This is a genomic window from Haloprofundus marisrubri (assembly GCF_001469955.1).
Classification (GTDB): domain Archaea; phylum Halobacteriota; class Halobacteria; order Halobacteriales; family Haloferacaceae; genus Haloprofundus; species Haloprofundus marisrubri.
The window spans coordinates 594,674-609,044 of record NZ_LOPU01000029.1; the positions used below are offsets into that span (position 1 = coordinate 594,674).

The following is a 14,371-nucleotide window of genomic DNA, read 5'->3' on the forward strand; positions in this document are numbered from 1 at the left end:
ACACTGATGCGTTCGGTTCGGCTTTGTTCGGCCGAAACCCCCGGGAGCAAAGAACTTATCCCGTGTGACCGCCGAATTGCACGTATCCCCGCGAGTACATTATGAACGAAGTCCAACTCGAAGTGGCGAAAGCGTACCCGAACGACTCGGGACGCGGTATCGCCCGTCTCGACCCGGACACGCTTCTCCACTTGAAGCTCTCACCGGGCGACATCATCGAAATCGAAGGAGGTGAGACGACCGCTGCGAAGGTCTGGCGCGCAGACCGCCAAGACTGGAACACCGACACCGTCCGTATCGACGGCTTCACCCGACAGAACGCAGACGTCGGCATCGGCGAACGCGTGACGATTCGGAAAGCCGAAGCCAAGAAAGCGAACAAACTGGTTCTCGCCCCACCCGAAGAGGCGAGCGTCCAGTTCGGCTCCGACGCCGCCGGCATGGTCAAACGCCAGATTCTGAAGCGGCCGGTCGTCGAACGCGACATCGTCCCCGTGATGTCGAGTACGAACCATCCGTTCATGCGCTCGCCGGGCCAAGCGATTCCGCTCATCGCCGTCGAGACGGACCCATCGGGCGTCTGTCTCATCACCGAGGACACCGAGGTCGAACTCCGCGAAGAGCCGATTTCGGGCTTCGAACGCGCCCAAGGCGGCATCACCTACGAGGACATCGGCGGCCTCCAAGGCGAGATTCAGCGCGTCCGCGAGATGGTCGAACTGCCGATGAAGCACCCGCAGATATTCAAGAAACTCGGCATCGAACCGCCGCAAGGGGTGCTTCTGCACGGCCCACCGGGGACGGGTAAAACCCTCCTCGCCAAGGCCGTCGCCAACGAAACCTCCGCGAGTTTCTTCTCTATCGCCGGCCCCGAGATTATCTCGAAGTACTACGGCGAGTCCGAACAGCAGCTCCGCGAGATATTCGAGGACGCCAAAGAGGAGTCGCCAGCCATCATCTTCATCGACGAACTCGACTCCATCGCGCCCAAACGCGAGGACGTCACCGGCGAAGTCGAACGCCGCGTCGTCGCGCAACTCCTGACGATGATGGACGGCCTCGAAGCCCGCGGCCAAGTCATCGTCATCGCGGCGACGAACCGCGTCGACTCCGTCGACCCCGCGCTTCGTCGTCCCGGCCGGTTCGACCGCGAAATCGAAATCGGCGTCCCGGACGAAGTCGGCCGCAAGGAGATTCTTCAAATCCACACCCGCGGCATGCCGCTGTCGGACGACGTGAACCTCGACCACCTCGCCGACGAAACCCACGGCTTCGTCGGTGCGGACATCGAGAGCCTCACCAAGGAGGCGGCGATGAAGGCGCTTCGTCGCTACCTCCCCGAAATCGACCTCGACGAGGAGGATATCCCGCCGAGTCTCATCGACCGGATGATCGTCAAGCGCGAGGACTTCGGCGGCGCACTCGGCGAAGTCGAACCGAGCGCGATGCGCGAAGTGCTCGTCGAACTCCCCAAGATATCGTGGGACGACGTGGGCGGCCTCTCCGACGCAAAACAGTCGGTCAAAGAGTCCGTCGAGTGGCCGCTGACGACGCCCGAGAAGTTCGACCGGATGGGAATCGAAGCGCCGAAAGGCGTGTTGCTGTACGGCCCACCCGGTACGGGGAAGACGCTGATGGCGAAAGCCGTCGCCAACGAGACGAACGCGAACTTCATCTCCGTCCGTGGCCCGCAACTGCTGTCGAAGTGGGTCGGCGAGTCCGAGAAGGCGATTCGGCAGACCTTCCGCAAGGCGCGGCAGGTGAACCCGACGGTCATCTTCTTCGACGAACTCGACAGCCTCGCGCCCAGCAGAGGCCAGGAGATGGGCAACAACGTCTCCGAGCGGGTCGTCAACCAACTCCTGACCGAGTTGGATGGACTCGAAGAGATGGGAGACGTGATGGTTATCGGCGCGACCAACCGGCCGGATATGATTGACCCGGCGCTCATCCGCTCGGGTCGGTTCGACCGCCTCGTCCTCATCGGCGAACCCGACGAGGAGGGTCGCGAGCAGATTCTGAAGATTCACACGCAGGCGAGCCCGCTCGCCCCGGACGTGAGTCTCCGCGAAATCGCCGAGATAACCGACGGCTACGTCGGGTCTGACCTCGAAAGCATCGCCCGCGAGGCGGCTATCGAGGCGCTCCGCGAGGACGACGACGCTACGGAAATCGAGATGCGGCACTTCCGCAAGGCGATGGAGAACGTCCGCCCGACCATCACCGACGACCTGATGGACTACTACGAGCAGATGCAGGACCAGTTCAAAGGTGGCGGCCGCGGCGACCAGTTCGCCGAACGCGGCGGCGGTCGTATCGGGTTCCAGTAGCCCCACCTTTTACGCTGCGCGGACGGCAAAGCCGTCCGCTCGGTAAAAGCTGGACCAAAAGCACTCCTTCCTCACTCCGCTTCGCTCCGTTCGGTCGTCGGCCGAAAATCGCAGGGCGATTTTCGCACAACACATACCGCTCAGCGGCGAATGGACATTCGCGCTTACTCCTCGACGATTTCGACGTGTTCGCGGAGCCACTTCACCGCCGCGTCGACGGCTCCGGGGTCTTGGCTCGTCACCTTGATTCGGTTGAACTCCTCGCCGCGAGTCGGATAACTACCGACGGCGACGTCGTACTGGTCGCGGACCTGCGCGAGTTGTGAGGTGACTGCACCCTCCGGGGCGGGCGTCCGAAGCGTCTGGGAGGTCACGTCGCCGCCGAAGTCGTCGGCGACGAGGTCGAACATGGCGTGCATCTCGTCCGGGATTCCCGGCAGTACGTAGACGTTCGCCATGACACATCCCGGTGAGAGGCCGGTGGGGTTGAGAAGCGGTCGAGCGCCGTCGGGAATCGACGCTTGCGCGTCGGCGTCGATTTGGAGGTCGTAGTTCTCCGCGAGTTCCGGGTTTGCCTCGCGGAACGCGGCGACGGTTTCGAGGATATCCTCCCGAGCCTCGTCGTCGACGACGAGCGAGACGCCGAACCCGTCGGCGACACCGTCCATAGTCAAATCGTCGTGGGTGCCGCCGAGGCCGCCCGTAACGACGACGGCGTCGTACGCGTCGCTCCACCTACCGACGACGTCGGCGATAACCGACTCCACGTCGGGAACGGTGAGGATGCGCGTCACCGTCGCGCCTCGTTTCGTCAACTGTTGGGCCAACCACGTCGCGTTCGTGTTCTCGGTGTCCCCGGCCAGCAGTTCGTCGCCGACCGTGAGAATCGCCACGTCCATGCCTCCACTGTGGGCTACGGCCGATTAAGCGTTGGTCCGGCGGCAGGCGGGGCGGAGGCGGTGCGGGACGGTGCGGGGCGGCGTGTCCCCGTCGGTGTACCGCGAGCGAACGGAGTTCTCGTGAGCCGGAGGCGAACGAGAGCTTGGGAGAGCTTCGCTCTCCCAGCGTGAGCGAGCGGGCCGCCCTCAGACCTGCGGTCTGATGTGCCCGAAAATCGCTTTACGATTTCCGGCCGAGGAGAGAACGGAAGCGTGCAAAGCGCGCTGGAGTGAACGACGAGTGTCTTCGTGAGCGCAGCGAACGAAGACTCGTCAGAGCAGAGCTCTGACGGTGCTTTTGGTCCAGCTTTTACCGAGCGGACGACAAAGCCGTCCGCGCAGCGTAAAAGGTGGGTTCTAGTAGATGAGCGCGTCGTCGTTCTCTATCATGTACAGCGTCCGCGCGGCGATGTTGACCGTGTGGTCGCCGATGCGTTCGAGGTCACGAATCGTCAGCAGCAGTCGGGAGACGTCCTGCATCCGACTCTCGATGTCGACGTCCTCCGTCGTGTCGGCCTCGATGAGGTCGCGGACGACGATTTCGCTGGCGGCTTCGCACATCGCGTCGAGTTCGTCGTCACGGTCGGCGATGGCGTAGCAGGCGTCGGCGTCGTCGCGGTCGTACGCGTCCATCGACTCGCCGAGCATCTCCAGCGTGAGGTCACCGATGCGCTGGATGTCGACGTCGGGGAACACGTCGTTCTCGGCGCTCTTTGCGTACTGGCCGAGGTTCGTCGCGAGGTCGGCGATGCGTTCGAGGTCGGTGATAATCTTGAACGACGCCGCGATAAAGCGCAAGTCACCGGCGACGGGTTGCTGCAGCGCGATGAGGTCGATACACTGCTGCTCGAGGTCGAGATACATCCGGTTTATCTCGGCGTCACCCTCGATTATCTCCTCGGCTAGGTGGTCGTCTTTCTGTTCGAGTGCGTCCATCCCCATCCGAAGCCGCTCGCTGACGACCTCACTCATGTAGAGGACGTCCTCGCGGAGATTCTCCAGACGTTGTTGATATTCTACGCGTGGCATATCCGACACTGAGGGTATGGGGGAAAATAAGAGTAATGTGTGAAAATATAGCAAACATAGTAGTATATAGATTAGCGGGCAAAAATATCACTCCGCAGGAAGGTACTTGATACTGCCTTTCCTACAGAGAAAGAGAAATGCGCCGCCGCGACTTCGCTGGACTCTCGCTCGGATTCGTCGGCCTCTCCGGATGTAACAGCCCTCTCTTGGACTTCTCGAACTCCTCGGACCAATCGGACCAGCCGACCCAACCGAGAGATACGGAGACGCCGGTGACACCGACGACGCCGCCGGAGACGACCGACACCCCGGAGACGAGAGAACCGTACCGCGCACCGGAGGGCGAGTCGCTCGACCAGCCACGCGGTATCACACTGAACAACATCGGGACCGACGCCCGATACCTCACGCTCGTCGTCAGCGACGGTGAGACGGACGTGTTCGTCGAGAGCAGGTCACTCCCGGAGGACGGGCGATTCTCGGTCGAGCGATTGGTCGCTTCGACTGGAACGTACGACGTGCTGGTGGAGACAGCTGACGGAACTCGTCAGACGTACTCGTGGACGGTCGAACCCGGATTCAGCGGACTCGTCGTCGATATCGGTTCGACGCTCGATTTCCGACGGAGCGTCGTCTGTACGCCCACGTGCGGACCGTTCTCGGGGGCAGGCGACAGAGAGTCTTCGCCGCCGGGTCCGGCTTCGACGGTCGATTCGCTCGACAACCAGAAGGCGATTTTCGTCGACAACGACGCCGATAGCCGACGTACTGTGTCACTGTACCTGACCGCTCGCACCATAGAACTGCTGGAGCAGACCTACGACGTACCACCGAACACCCGCCTCGTCGTCATCGTCGCAAGAGTGCAGTTCAGCTACGAGGTCGAAGTTAGAGTCGACGGGACGACCAGAGAGTACGACTGGCTCTCGCCGAACGGAGACGTACTGTACATCTCGCTCGACGACAGGGTTCGGATACGCTGTACCCAACGTCGCAAGGATTTGGTCGTCGTCAACGATACCGACCGTGACCGACGAGTCACTGTGGTTGGAATCACCGATGGACGACGCACAGTCGATAGAACGGTGCAGGTAGACGCGAACAAGCAGCGGACGCTTTCGGAGGCAGTCGCCGCCGCGGGAACGTATCGCTTCGTCGTCGAAACCGGCGACCAACGCGAAACGTACGACTGGGACGTGTGCCCTCCCGAAGGACCCGTCATGGTCGTCGTCACCGACGACGGAATCCAAGTGTCGGTTCCGGCGTCGCTCGACAGGTGAGAAACGGTGGGCGGAAAAAACTCCGCTCTGACTACCCGAACTTACCGGTGATGTAGTCTTCGACGCGCTGACTCTCGGGACTCTCGAAGATTTTGTCCGTGTCGCCGTACTCGACGAGTTCACCGCCGGTGAGAAACACCGCGGTCTGGTCGGAGATACGCGCCGCCTGTTGCATGTTGTGCGTGACGACGACCACGGTGTAGTTTTCTGCGAGGTCGGCGATGAGGTCCTCGATTTTCGAGGTGGCGATGGGGTCGAGCGCCGACGCCGGTTCGTCCATCAGGATGACCTCCGGGTCGGTCGCCAGACAGCGAGCGATACAGAGTCGCTGTTGTTGACCCCCAGAGAGACCCAGTGCGTTGTCGTCGAGACGGTTTTTCACTTCGTCCCACAGTGCCGCCTGTTTGAGCGAGCGCTCGACGATTTCGTCCTCCTTCTTCTGGTCTTTCCGCCCCGAGAGTCGAGCGAGCAGGCCGGTGTCGATGTCTCCGTGCTTGCGTGGTCCGTAGGCGATGTTGTCCCGAATCGACTTCGGGAACGGGTTCGGTGCCTGAAACACCATCCCCACCCGCTTTCGGAGTTCGACGAGGTTCACCCCGTCTTGATATATCTCCTCGCCGTCCAGCGTGACCGACCCGTCGACGTTCGCCGCTTTGATGCGGTCGTTCATCCGGTTTAGGCATCTGAGGAACGTCGACTTCCCACAACCGGATGGGCCGATGAGCGCCGTGACGCTTTCCTTGGGAATCTCCATCGAGATGCCCTTCAGTGCGTGGTCGGAGCCGTAGTGGACGTCCAACTCCTTCGAGGCGAGTTTGGGTTCGCCTTCGAAGTCGTAGTCGAGCCACGACTGCTGAATCCGCTCGTCCGTCTCGCCCGAGACAGTCGACCGTTCTGTGCTCTGTGTGCTCTGCGTGGTCTGCGTGCTGTTCTCCGTATCGGCGCTGGTAACTGGTTCACTCATTGGTGTAGTTTCCTCCGGAAGTAGAACCGCGAGGCGATACCGACCGCATAGAACGACAGAACGACGAGCAGCAAGACGAGCGCTGTCGCCCATCCGAACGACTCGTCACCGCTGACTCCGGCGGTGATAGTCGCGTACAGCTGGTACGGAAGCGCGGGTGCGCTCTGGAGCAGTGCGTCGTTGGCGACGAACGGCGGCGAGCTGGTGAACTCGAACGACCCGAGGATGTTCGGGGCGTTGTCGCGCAGTCCCCCCGTCATCACGAGGAGAATCGGTGCCGTCTCGCCTGCGATACGACCCACGCCGAGGATGACGCCGGTTGCGACGCCGGGTAAGGCGGCGGGGACGACGACACTGCGAATCGTCTCCCACTGGCTGACGCCGAGTGCGGCGCTCGCGTCGCGGTACTCGTCGGGCACCGAGATGAGCGCCTCCCGACTGGTGATAACGACCAGCGGGAGAAGCATGAACCCCAGTACGAGCATCCCGGCGAGCAGCGAGGTGTTGTTGCCGAGTCGCGGGACGAGGAACGCGTAGCCGAACAGACCGAACACGACACTCGGTGTGCTCCAGAGACCGTTCGTTGCGACTTCGACGACGGCGGTGAACCGACCTTGCTCGGCGTACTCGGTGAGGAACACCGCCGCGCCGATACCGAGCGGCACCGCGAGGAGAACCGCGCCGAGTACGACCCAGAACGTCCCGACGATGGCCGGGAACACGCCGTTCGGCTCGTTCGGTGAGAGCGTGTACCCGTTGGTGACGAACGGCCAGTCGAAGCCCGCTCCAAGCTGTACTCCTTCGAGAACGGGGCCGATGCCTTTCGACGCGATGAAGACGATGAGTCCGGCGAGGATGGCGAGCATCCCGAACGCGTTCAGGCCGATGAGCAGGTACGCACCGTTCTGTCTACCACGAGTGCCGAACCCTTCGTTCGCTTTCGCCGCCGCCCACGCGCTGAGCAGTCCGCAGAAGACCGTCAGTGCAGGGATGACTATCGTCCCGTTGAACGTGGCCGTGAACGCCTCGGGGTCCCAACTCCACTCGGGGCCGAGAACGCCCGTCACGACGAGAACGCCAACGACGGCGGTCAGTACGCCGATAGGAACTGTCGAACCGATATCCTCACGGACGAGGAGCATCGCAAGCGTCGTCGCCGCGCCGGCGACGAGTGCCGCGAGCACCGAGACGAGCGTTCCTAGTCCGAGCGTCTGCGAGACGACGAGTCCCACGACGACTGCACTGATTGCACCGATAGCAACCGCAGTGAACGCGCCGACGTTTCGGTCCGGTTGCGTCTCGACCATGCCGGTTCGAGAGGCGACGCCGATGACGACGAGTGTCAGCCCCATGGCGAGCAGTCCGATGGCGAAGAAGTCGAACAGCGAGACGCCGAGGAACTCCGTCGACTCGGTGGTCCATCGCAGGATGCTCGTCATCCCGAGGAGGCAGCTGACGATGCTGAGACCGACGACACCAGTGGTCACACGTTCGAGCGCCGACGTCTGTCCCTCGACGAGCTTCGAGCCGTAACCGTCGCTCATTGGTTACCTCCCAGCTGTCTCTTCATCCGCGCTTCGATGAGCTGTGAACCCACACTGAGGAACATGACGCTGACGAACAGGACGACACCGGCGGCGAACAGCGCGCTCATGTGCGTGCCGGTCGCGTTGCCGTACTGACTGGCGATGAGGCTCGTCAGCGTCTCCGTGTTGCCGAAGACGTCGTAGAGCGGTTCCGGGAGCGCCTGCGTGTGACCGAGAATCACCGTCGCGGCCATCGTCTCACCGGCAGCGCGGCCCACTCCCAGAAGGACTGCCGCCGAGACCCCCGAGAACGCCGAGGGAATCGTGATGCTCTTCATCGTCTGCCAGTCGGTCGCGCCCATCGCCAGCGACCCGTCTTTTATCGACGGCGGGACGCTCGAAATCGCGTCTTCGGCCACCGAGACGACCGTCGGCAGCGACATGAGGCCGATGACGATACCGACGACGAACAGACTCCCGAACGTCGGCAGCGCGAAGTTGTCCATCATGTAGCTGTTGATGATGACGTACCCGACGAACCCGTAGACGATGGACGGCACACCGGCCATAATCTCGATACCGGGCTTGACGATTTCGCGGATGGTCGGCGGTGCGATTTCGCTGATGAAAAGCGCCCCGGCGATACCGAGTGGTCCCGCGATGAGCATCGCAAGAGCCGTCGTGATTAACGTCCCCCACACCATCGGCGTGAGCGAGTAGAGGTCCTGTGACGTACTCCACAGGGGGTCTTGTCCGGGAATGACGGTGACACCGAACAGCTCTACTGGCTTTTCGACTGCGAAAATTGCCAGGCCCATCAACTGAAACGCCGGGAGCGCTTCGAGTATCAGGAACACAGTGATTAGTACGAGTATGAGCACTGTCGAAGTCGTCGCCAGAAGCGTCAGTGCACGTGCGGTCTCTGCCTGATGTGCGTACCAGCCGTACGCCGTAACGACGATGAACCCGACGACTGGGACGATTGTCAGCGTCGAGTTCATCAAGAACGCCACGAACGCCGCGCCAAGCAGCACCACCCCGATAGCGCCAGTCAGTAACGCACCGTCGTCACTGCCGGTGGTCTGGCGTATTCGTTCAAATCCCGATATACTACTCATTTGGTGAAGAATTTTGACTGTTGTTGTGGTTCTGCCTCTCCGGATGCGTGGAAAGGCAGTGTCGTCTCGCTCTCGATACGCTGCTCAATCTGATTTCCTCTCGTCTCAGTTGTTCGTCGGCTCCGGCAGCGCGTCGAGCTGTTCCTGCCGGTAGCTCTCCTCGAGTCGCAGGTAGTTGTTCGGCTCGACGAACATCGTCTGCCCGTAGTCGTGGAGAATCATGCGGATGAACGCCGCCTCCTTCTTCGAGGTGCCGTCCCACGTGTACGTGTGAAGCGCCCGCGAGAGCGGGTAGTCGAGCGTCCCGAGGTTCTCGCCGTAGGTGTACGTCGTGCCGTCGATGGTGAGACCGACCGGCGGGAGCGTCTCCTCGTCGACGAACGCGAGCGCGATGTACGCGATGGCGTTGTTCGACTCTTGGACGAGCGTTGCGACCTGTTGGTTCTGGCCCTGACGGACGTCGGTGCCGGGCATCTCGGCGTCCGGGTCGCCGAGTACGTTGTTACGGAACGAGGTGTCCGTTCCGGAGCCTTCCGCGCGGCCGACCGCCTGAATCTCGCGATCCGGACCGCCGAGTTCCGACCAGTTCTCGATTTCGCCGCGGTAGATGGCGCGGAGTTCATCGATAGTAATCTCCTGAACTCCGTTGTCGTATATCTCCTTGCTCACGACGATAGGCTGGGCGTCGACGGCGACGACGTGGTCCGTGAACGGTTCGAGTTCCTCCTCGCTGCGGTCGGGGAACTCGGCGCTGACGGGCGCGGACGCGTCACCGATGTCGACCTGTCCCGCTTCGAGCTTTTCGAGACCGACGCCCGTGTGGTTGAGACCGATGGACGTGTAGAACGGCGGCGTCCCTTCCTCACCGCTGGGCTCGAAGCCGTAGAGACCCGCCCAGTAGTCGGCCATGTTCTTGTCGGTGTCAATGTCGTACTGACCCGGCCCCCAGTACTCCTCGTCGCTGGCGGGTGCGTTCCCGTTCCAGAGCGACCCGGCCATACTCGTAATCGGGTACACGGTCGAGGAACCGTCGGCGGTCAACGGAGCCATTCCACCTTGCTGCTGGCTCTCGGACCCGCTTTCGGTCTCGCCGCTGCTGGCGTTTTGGTTCGCGCCCCCGCCGCTTTGGTTCCCGCTTCCGTCCCCGTTTCCGTCGCTCGATGCACAACCGGCGAGCGCAGCGATGCCTGCCGCGCCGGCACCGACTACGAACTTACGCCGCGACGTACTGTCCGTCCCCTCAGACTGATTTCGCGTCATCACGTGGACGATATCTCAGAACGATTAAAACGCCTGCTAATATTTCTATATAGCTATAGTAGTTGGAACTTGTCGAACAGTTGCTCTCACGACTGGTATTGATTCGAAAACAACACAAACCCGGCGGTATTCTAGAAAACGCTTTAGAAGCAGTCTAGAGTCAAAATCAGAAAGAAATACTATCAAGTACATTTTGTTTTGGCTAAGATAATATGCTCGCAAGATTTCACGACCAACAGTATTCGAGAATCACGGTTACGGACGGAATCGAAACTATATAGTCAGATTTACCATCCCTGTCAAGCTGTATCTATCATGGAACGCCGGACGGTCATGTTGACCGGAGGGACGACGTACACGGTCGCACTTCCGCGAGAGTGGACCGAATCAGCGCGAGTCGACCCGGGCAACGAAGTCGAACTGCATCCGTGCCACGATTGGCGTTCGCTCTGCATCGACGCGTCGAACGGTTCTCGCCGAACCGTGACGCTCGGACTCGGTGACGTCGACGACGACGACCGGCAGCGTCGAATTCTCCGGTGTTACGTCGCGGGATTCGACTGTCTCCGCCTCCGCGGCATCGACTCCGACAGCCACGCGCTGACTCGGTCGCTCTCTCGGCTTCGAGGGCTGACACGGAGCGAGAACTCGGCAGACGACATCACACTGACCGTCGACCTCGACCCGGGGTCGGTGTCGCTCGAACGGCTACTCATCCACGCGCGTTCCTCGGTCACGTCACTGTTCGACGACGTCGTCGCGTCGCTGACCACACCGTCTGCGGCCGACCTCGACCCGACACAGGTCGACGAAATCGACCGTGACTGTCTCGCCGTCTCGCGTCTCTGTCGACAGCTGCTTCGCTCTCCCGCACTCTGCTGTGAGTACGACCTCTCACTGAGTGACTGTCTGGACTACTACACCGTCGCCGAGGAACTCAGAAACGCCAAACAACACGCGACACAGCTCGCAGCGCTCGACAGGCAGCACGAGTGGTCCGACGCGGAGTGGCTCGCAGCGCTCGGCTCCGACGCAAGCGAACTCGTACTGAAAGCGACTGACTCCTTCTTCATGCGCGACTGGCGGCGTACCGCCGACCTCGCTGCGGAGGTTCGTCAGTCGACGACCGAACTCACGAAGCGGACGCGACATCGGCCCGACTCGCTGACCGACGACGAGTGGATAGGCAAAGCTGTCGCACCGATACTGCGATACGCCGAGTGTGGCCGAGAAATCTCCGAGGCGGCGACCAAGCGCGTTCCCGAGCGGTAATCTTCTGGAGTCTCGTGTCCCGAGCGTTCGCTGTACTCCGTTCTGGTCGTCACGGAGAGTCGTCACTCGAAGGCGACGCAAACGACCTGAAAATCCTCGTTCGACCCGGCGAAAACGGACCGACTACCCGAACTTGCCGGTGATGTAATCTTCGACGCGCTGACTCTCGGGGTTCTCGAACACCTTCTGGGTGTCGTCGAACTCGACGAGTTCACCACCGGTGAGGAACACGGCGGTTTTGTCGGAGATACGTGCGGCCTGCTGCATGTTGTGCGTGACGATGACGACGGTGTACTCCTCGGCGAGGTCGGAGATGAGGTCTTCGACCTGCGAGGTAGCCACGGGGTCCAGCGCCGATGCTGGCTCGTCCATCAGGATGACTTCGGGGTCGACGGCGATAGCACGGGCGATGCAGAGTCGCTGCTGTTGGCCGCCGGAGAGGTCGAGACCGGACTCGTCGAGGCGGTCTTTGACCTCGTCCCACAGCGCCGCCGACTTGAGGGCGTCTTCGACCTTCTGGTCCATGTTCTCGGTTTTGCCCTGTATCTTCAACCCGTAGGCGACGTTCTCGTAGATGGTCTTTGGGAACGGGTTCGGCGACTGGAACACCATCCCGATACGGCGTCGGAGTGCAACGGGGTCGACGTCGCTGTCGTAGACGTTTTTCGCCTCGAACTTCAGTTCGCCCTCGATACGACAGGAGTCGATGAGGTCGTTCATCCGGTTGATACACCGGAGGAACGTCGATTTCCCACAGCCGGAGGGACCAATCATCGCGGTCACCTGCTTTTTGGGAATCTCGATGTCGATTCCCTGAAGCGCCTGCGTGTCGCCGTAGAACACGTCGAGGTCTCTCGACGAAACGACGGTTTCGCTCGTTTTCGGGCGATTCAGTTCGTCGCTGTCGACGACTTCCGACCCGGGCCGCGGCGACGTTTGCGATTCGACGCGACTGCCGCTCTCGGTGTTCGGGTCGGGAGTAGTCATGTTTTCGTTGCTCATATGTTTACGACCTCCGCTCATATTTGTTGCGAATAAGTATCGCTGCGGCGTTCATGGATATCATCACCGTGACGAGCGTGACAACGCCTGCAGCCATCACGCCGTACTGGAACTCCTGAGACGGCTGTCCGACCCAGGTGTAAATCTGGCGCGGCATCGCGCTGAAGATGTCGAAAAAGCCGTTCGGCGCGCGGAACACCGACGCGGCGGCCCCGATCATCAGCAGTGGGGCCGTCTCGCCGATGGCACGGCCGAACGCGAGGATACTTCCCGTGAGGATGCCGGGCAGCGCTTCGGGGAGAACGACTCGCCGAATCGTTTGCCACCGAGTCGCGCCCATCCCGTAGGACGCCTGTCTGAGCGACCCCGGTACCGCCCGAATCGCCTCCTGTGCGGAGATGATGATGATGGGCAGTATCAGCAGTCCGACGGTCATCCCGCCGACGACGACGATACCGCTGGCGAAGTCGAGCCAGTTGACGAACAGCGCCAGTCCCAGCAGGCCGTAGACGACGGACGGCACGCCCGCGAGGTTGGCGATGTTTATCTCGATGAACTTCACGACGACGCTGAGTGGGCCGCTACTCGGCGCGTACTCTTCGAGATACAGCGCCGCACCGACGCCGATGGGGAACGACGAGATGGCGACGACGACCATCATCAGTATCGACCCGATGAGTGCGGGGTAGATACCCGCCTCCTCGGGGAATCGGGAGTTGGCGCTCGTGAGGAACTGGATGTCCAGCCACGCCTGCGGCCCGGCGAATCCGAGGAGGTCGACGAGCACCGCGCCCACGAGCATCCCGGCGACGACGACAAATGGGAAGAACAGTCCAACCGGCAGGCTACCCTGTCGGCGACGAACCACACCCTCGGCGTACAGCGCCGTCGGGATAGCTGCGAACGTGAAGAGGATGACCCACACCGGCGGCGTGATGCCAGTCGATGGGTCGATGAACACTCCCGCAGTTACTGTTACGAACAACGCTGTGAAGGCGGTGAGGCCGGCGCGCCGGTCGTTTCGCCGCCGGGCAACGAGGAGACCAGCGATTGCGGCCCCGCCGAGTCCGAACGTGAACAGGTAGATGAGCCACGCTTGCGGAAGGGTCGGGAACGTCGAGATAAACTGGTAGGTAACTGGCCCGAGTCCCACGAGCGCAACCACGCCGACGAGTAGTTCTTCGAGGAACGACGTCCGTCCACGCACGCGCCTGTGACCGAGGATGACGCCGACGGCGACGATGGTCGCTGCGACGAAGGCGAGCCACTCGAAGATGCCGATAACGTCGATGAACAGCATCAGCACACCGCTTCCGAGCAGCAACCCGAAGAACGGAATGCCGAGGGCGGTCAGTGCGACAGTCGCCTCGCCATCACGTCGACGCCCGAAGTAGGCCAGTAGCGCCGTCGACGGGACGACGAGCGTGAGGAAGAAGACGAGGAACCACCCGGGGTTGGCGGTGAGCGGCCGAATCGCGTCTTTGGTCACGTAGACGAGCAACCCGGCGACCATCACGATACCGAACAGCGTCGCTGCCAAACAGGTCGCCGCGAACACCTTCCCCGGCAGACGGCTAATCTGCTCGGAGTTTCCGAACCAGTCACCGGTCGGCCCGTCGTGTCCGGTCGCCATCAGCGACGCACCTCCAGCG

The 14,371-nt window shown here is 61.9% G+C and carries 11 protein-coding genes; 3 read left to right on the top strand and 8 right to left on the bottom strand.

Features of this window, described 5'->3' with window-relative positions; all coding sequences use genetic code 11:
- Window positions 1-101: 101 nt before the first annotated feature.
- Window positions 102-2,330 carry a CDC48 family AAA ATPase gene (locus AUR64_RS13485; protein ID WP_058582455.1) on the top strand — a complete coding sequence of 743 codons (2,229 nt, stop codon included), beginning with the start codon at window positions 102-104 and terminating at the stop codon, window positions 2,328-2,330.
- Window positions 2,331-2,494: 164 nt separating this feature from the next.
- Here AUR64_RS13485 and AUR64_RS13490 read toward each other — a convergent pair whose 3' ends face one another.
- Together AUR64_RS13490 and phoU are read right to left on the bottom strand one after the other, a co-directional pair.
- Window positions 2,495-3,229: a competence/damage-inducible protein A gene (locus AUR64_RS13490; protein WP_058582456.1), complete on the bottom strand. Its 735-nt coding sequence runs from the start codon at window positions 3,227-3,229 to the stop codon at window positions 2,495-2,497.
- Between the two features lie 396 nt (window positions 3,230-3,625).
- A complete protein-coding gene (gene phoU / locus AUR64_RS13495) occupies window positions 3,626-4,297 on the bottom strand; it encodes a phosphate signaling complex protein PhoU (protein ID WP_058582457.1) in 672 nt (223 codons plus the stop codon).
- Between the two features lie 137 nt (window positions 4,298-4,434).
- Here phoU and AUR64_RS13500 point away from each other — a divergent pair, with 137 nt between their 5' ends.
- A complete protein-coding gene (locus AUR64_RS13500) occupies window positions 4,435-5,577 on the top strand; it encodes a hypothetical protein (RefSeq protein WP_058582458.1) in 1,143 nt (380 codons plus the stop codon).
- A gap of 31 nt (window positions 5,578-5,608) precedes the next feature.
- On the opposite strand, the gene pstB (AUR64_RS13505) is transcribed toward AUR64_RS13500, so the two are convergent.
- The 4 genes from pstB (AUR64_RS13505) to AUR64_RS13520 all read right to left on the bottom strand — a co-directional run bounded on the left by pstB (AUR64_RS13505) (window position 5,609) and on the right by AUR64_RS13520 (window position 10,445).
- Entirely contained in the window at window positions 5,609-6,541 is a 933-nt protein-coding gene (gene pstB, locus AUR64_RS13505; RefSeq protein ID WP_058582459.1) for a phosphate ABC transporter ATP-binding protein PstB, read from the bottom strand.
- Window positions 6,538-8,085 carry a phosphate ABC transporter permease PstA gene (pstA, locus tag AUR64_RS13510; protein WP_058582460.1) on the bottom strand — a complete coding sequence of 516 codons (1,548 nt, stop codon included), beginning with the start codon at window positions 8,083-8,085 and terminating at the stop codon, window positions 6,538-6,540. The genes pstB (AUR64_RS13505) and pstA (AUR64_RS13510) overlap by 4 nt, the downstream gene beginning before the upstream one ends.
- Window positions 8,082-9,185: a phosphate ABC transporter permease subunit PstC gene (pstC, locus tag AUR64_RS13515; RefSeq protein WP_058582461.1), complete on the bottom strand. Its 1,104-nt coding sequence runs from the start codon at window positions 9,183-9,185 to the stop codon at window positions 8,082-8,084. Before pstC ends, pstA (AUR64_RS13510) begins: the two co-directional genes overlap by 4 nt.
- Before the next feature lie 105 nt (window positions 9,186-9,290).
- Window positions 9,291-10,445 carry a PstS family phosphate ABC transporter substrate-binding protein gene (locus tag AUR64_RS13520; protein WP_058582462.1) on the bottom strand — a complete coding sequence of 385 codons (1,155 nt, stop codon included), beginning with the start codon at window positions 10,443-10,445 and terminating at the stop codon, window positions 9,291-9,293.
- Between the two features lie 315 nt (window positions 10,446-10,760).
- On the opposite strand from AUR64_RS13520, the gene AUR64_RS13525 reads away from it, so the two are divergent.
- The gene (locus AUR64_RS13525; RefSeq protein WP_058582463.1) at window positions 10,761-11,717 is read left to right on the top strand and encodes an AbrB/MazE/SpoVT family DNA-binding domain-containing protein; all 957 of its coding nucleotides are present in this window, start codon (window positions 10,761-10,763) and stop codon (window positions 11,715-11,717) included.
- A 123-nt stretch (window positions 11,718-11,840) separates the two neighbouring features.
- Here AUR64_RS13525 and pstB (AUR64_RS13530) read toward each other — a convergent pair whose 3' ends face one another.
- Both pstB (AUR64_RS13530) and pstA (AUR64_RS13535) read right to left on the bottom strand, forming a co-directional pair.
- Window positions 11,841-12,719: a phosphate ABC transporter ATP-binding protein PstB gene (gene pstB, locus AUR64_RS13530; protein WP_058582464.1), complete on the bottom strand. Its 879-nt coding sequence runs from the start codon at window positions 12,717-12,719 to the stop codon at window positions 11,841-11,843.
- Window positions 12,720-12,723: 4 nt separating this feature from the next.
- Entirely contained in the window at window positions 12,724-14,352 is a 1,629-nt protein-coding gene (pstA, locus tag AUR64_RS13535) for a phosphate ABC transporter permease PstA (protein ID WP_058582465.1), read from the bottom strand.
- Between the last annotated feature and the right edge of the window lie 19 nt (window positions 14,353-14,371).